Origin of the sequence: Streptomyces verrucosisporus (assembly GCF_017114865.1) — a bacterium.
In the GTDB taxonomy this organism is placed as follows: Bacteria; Actinomycetota; Actinomycetes; order Streptomycetales; family Streptomycetaceae; genus Streptomyces; species Streptomyces fenghuangensis.
Map to the genome: position 1 here is coordinate 1 of NZ_JADEYH010000061.1, position 3,620 is coordinate 3,620.

1 protein-coding gene is annotated in these 3,620 nt (G+C 70.1%); it reads right to left on the minus strand.

What is annotated here, in order from left to right; genetic code table 11:
* Positions 1-31: 31 nt before the first annotated feature.
* Positions 32-3,223, minus strand: a complete 3,192-nt coding sequence (locus IQ279_RS27365) for a sensor histidine kinase (RefSeq protein WP_206352012.1) — start codon at positions 3,221-3,223, stop codon at positions 32-34.
* Positions 3,224-3,620 lie beyond the last annotated feature (397 nt).

Consider the following 3,620-nt stretch of genomic DNA (forward strand, 5'->3'; position numbering starts at 1 on the left):
GTTCTGCGCCGCCTGGCTCATCGGGCTCACACTAACGCTCCTGATCGTAGGTGCTGCCGGGGCCGAAGCCCGGTCGGTCATTCTGGGTGTTGTCGGAGCCGCCCGCGGTGCGTCCCCGTCGGACGCCGCGGTGCAGGTTGCTCAACCTGCCTCGGACGTCCTCCGGGTTGCGGGAGACCTGGGCCCCGTCCTGGGGTGTCTGCTCCGCGGTGCCCTCGACCAGGTTGGCCTTGGGTACGCGGCGGGGCAGACCGGAGGGGGTGACTCCGCCGGCCTTGGGGTCGCGGAGCCCCTCCGCCCGCTGCCAGCGCTCGTCGTTCGCCGTGCGCCAGCCGGAATCGTCGGAGCGATCCGCCTGCCGGGGCACTTCCGGGGATTCCGCTTGCGGCTGGTACCGCGGGGCCGGGCCCTCCTCGGACTGCTGCCTCCGCGACTCCCGGCGCGGGAGTCCTGCGCCGGTCACGGTGGTGGAAGCGTCCGAAGCCTGACCCGGTCGATCGAAGCCTACGCGTTCCGGGCCGTCTTCGGGAGCGCTGGGGAAGGATTCCGCTTCCGTATTCCGGACAGGCTCCTGTCCGGCGTCGTAGCCGTTCTCCCCGTACCCGGTCCCGTAGTCCGGCCGGTACTCGCCCTGGTGCTCCTGGCCGAAACCGCCGCCGTACCCGCCGCCCTGCTGCTGGGGCTGCTGCTGGTGCTGCGGCTGGTAACCGTCCTGGTATCCCTGGCCGTATCCCGTCTCCTGCCCGTAGCCGCCGCCCTCCGGGAAACCGGCTTGCGGGTCGTACTGACCGGTCTGCCCGGGGTCGTAGGAGGTCTGCTGAGGGGCCTGAGGGGCGTACTGCTCCTGGGCATGGGCGTTGCTCTCGTCCCCGTAGCCCCCGTCCTGCTGCTGGTACCGGGGCTGCTGGGACTCCAGAGCCGCGCGCCGCTCCTCGCGCATCAGCGAGCGCCCGAGCGGGTCGAGCTGGGGGGAGTTCTCCTGCTCCTCGGCCTGGGAGCCGTAACGGGAGTCGTCGAAACCCAGGTCGGCGGCGGACAGCTGGCGGTTCTGGGGCGCGGGCTGGGCCGCGTTCGGCTGTTCCGGGACGATCCGGGAGACGGTGAAGTCCTCCTCGACCTCCTCCTGGCCGCCACCACCGTGTGTGATCTCCTCCGGGAGCATGACCAGCGAGGTGGTGCCCGCCTGTTCGCCGGAGGGGCGCAGCTGGACGCGGATGCCGTGCCGGCTGGACAGGCGGCCGACCACGAACAGGCCCATGCGCTGGGAGATGGCCACGTCCACCGTCGGCGGGTTGGCCAGCTTGTGGTTGATGTCGGCGAAGTCCTCGGGGGTCAGGCCGATGCCCTTGTCGTGGATCTCGATCATCACCCGGCCGTCGGGCAGCCTGGTCGCGGTGACCCTGACCTTGGTCTGCGGCGAGGAGAACGAGGTGGCGTTCTCCAGCAGCTCGGCCAGCAGGTGCACCAGGTCGGTGACGACGGCGCCGTGGATCTCGCTGTCGGGGACCCCGGACAGTTCGATGCGCTCGTAGTCTTCCACCTCGGAGGAGGCGGCGCGCAGCACGTCCACCAGCGGCACCGGCTGGGTCCAGCGGCGGCCGGGCTCCTCGCCGGCGAGGACCAGCAGGTTCTCGCCGTTGCGGCGCATACGGGTCGCCAGGTGGTCCAGCTTGAAGAGGTTCTCCAGCTGGTCCGGGTCGGCCTCGTTGTTCTCCAGGTCCGTGATGAGGGCGAGCTGGCCCTCGATGAGGCTCTGGTTGCGGCGCGAGAGGTTGGTGAAGATCGCGTTGACGTTCCCCCGCAGCAGCGCCTGCTCGGCGGCGAGCCGGACGGCCTCGCGGTGGACCTGGTCGAAGGCGCGGGCGACCTCGCCGATCTCGTCGCGGCTGTTGATCGGGATGGGCTGGACTCGGGTGTCGACCTTACCCGGGTCGGTGCGGGAGAGCTGGTCCACCAGCATCGGCAGCCGCTGCTGGGCGACATCGAAGGCCGCGGTGCGCAGCCGGCGCATGTTGCTGCTCATCGACCGGGCCATCATTCCGGCGATCACAAAGGCGATCACCAGGGCGGCGAGCACGATGACCGAGTTGACGACGGCGTCCCGCTTGGCGTCCGAGGCGATCCGGGCCGTCTCGTTCACCGCCCGGTCGGTGAGGTTCTTCTCCACCTCGCGGTAGGCGTTGAAGTTGGCGGTGGCCGCGGTGTACCAGTTCTCGGCGGTGACGCCGCCGGCCCGCAGCTTCTGGGAGGAGGTCCCGGAGGCGATGGCCTGGATCATCTTGTCGGTCGCGGGCGGGGTGGCGAAGTCACGTCCGGCGGCCTCCGCCTCCTCCTCGGCCTCGGCGAGCCGCTCCCGGGCCTCCTCGTCCGCCTCGGCCTTCTCCTCCTGCAGCAGCTCCCAGTCCTCCGGGGAGGCGCCGCCGCGGTACTCCTCGACAGCGATGTTCTCCAGGTACGCGTAGGAACTGAAGGCGGTGAGCTGGCGCTGCTTGTCCGTCGCGCCCGGGCCGGGCTTGATCAGCAGGTGGGTGCCGATCGAGCGCTGCAGGGACTCGGCGGCCTTGGAGAGCGACACCGCGTAGACGGTGCGGCCGTAGGAGGTGATGTTGCCGGTGCCCAGGCCAAGTTCGTTGGCGAACTCCATCAGCGGGTGCTGGACCCGGACGTAGCCCTCCTCGGTCTCCACGCCCTTGAGCCGCTCGGTGTAGGCGGCCTGGCGCAGCTCCTCCAGTTCAGGCTCGACCTGCCTGAAGGCGGCGAGACGACGCTTGAGGTTCTGCTGGTCGGGCATCTGCTCGACGCGGCGGTCGAACTCCTCGCGCGCGGCGTCGGTGACCCCGCGCACCTCGGCGATCACCGGGTCCTCCGTCTTGCCCTGCAGCAGCGGCGCGGCGGTGCGGTCGCGCTCGTCGATCAGGGCGTGGCCGTACGCGGCGGCGGCGCGGACCAGTTCCGCGGTGCGGTTGGCGTCCTCCGCCTCGTTCAGCGTCTCCAGGGAGTTCTGCACCCGGAAGCCGCCGAAGACCAGGGCGACGAGCACGGGGATGAGGAGGATGGCGTTCAGTCTGGTGGCCACGCGCCAGTTGCGCACCGCGAAACGGCCGCCGCCGCCCGACCCCCCGCCGTTCCCGGGCAGGTCGGAGTGCGCCTCCACGGCGCGCTGCGGCGGCGTGAAGTTGCCACGCGGCTCCCCGGGCGGGGAGCTCGGATTGCTTCGCCTCACTCGACCAAACCTCTCGGCTTCAGCCCATCGTCTTCGATGAAACCGTAACTACTGCTGAGTTCAGCGAATTTCAGCACGGCAGGCAGAAGCTTTCCAAACACCTGGACCAGTGGCGAATCACACGCGGACGCCCGGGAGGAAAAGGGCATATGGCCCACAGGTTGACGAAAGGCTAAAATTCTGTGCGCGCTGGGGAACGAGGTGCTCGCGGCGAGTGGCATCCACCCCGCAATTCTCTGTCGAAACGTTATGAAGACCGGGACGGACCGGGCGCGAGGCCCGGTCCGTCCCGGCTACTGATCCGTAACCCGCTGTCGCCGTCGGAGACTTGGGCGATCCGGGCGGCCACCGTGCGCATGCGCGAGAACCGGTGCCCGGATCAGCGCAGGCGCGCCAG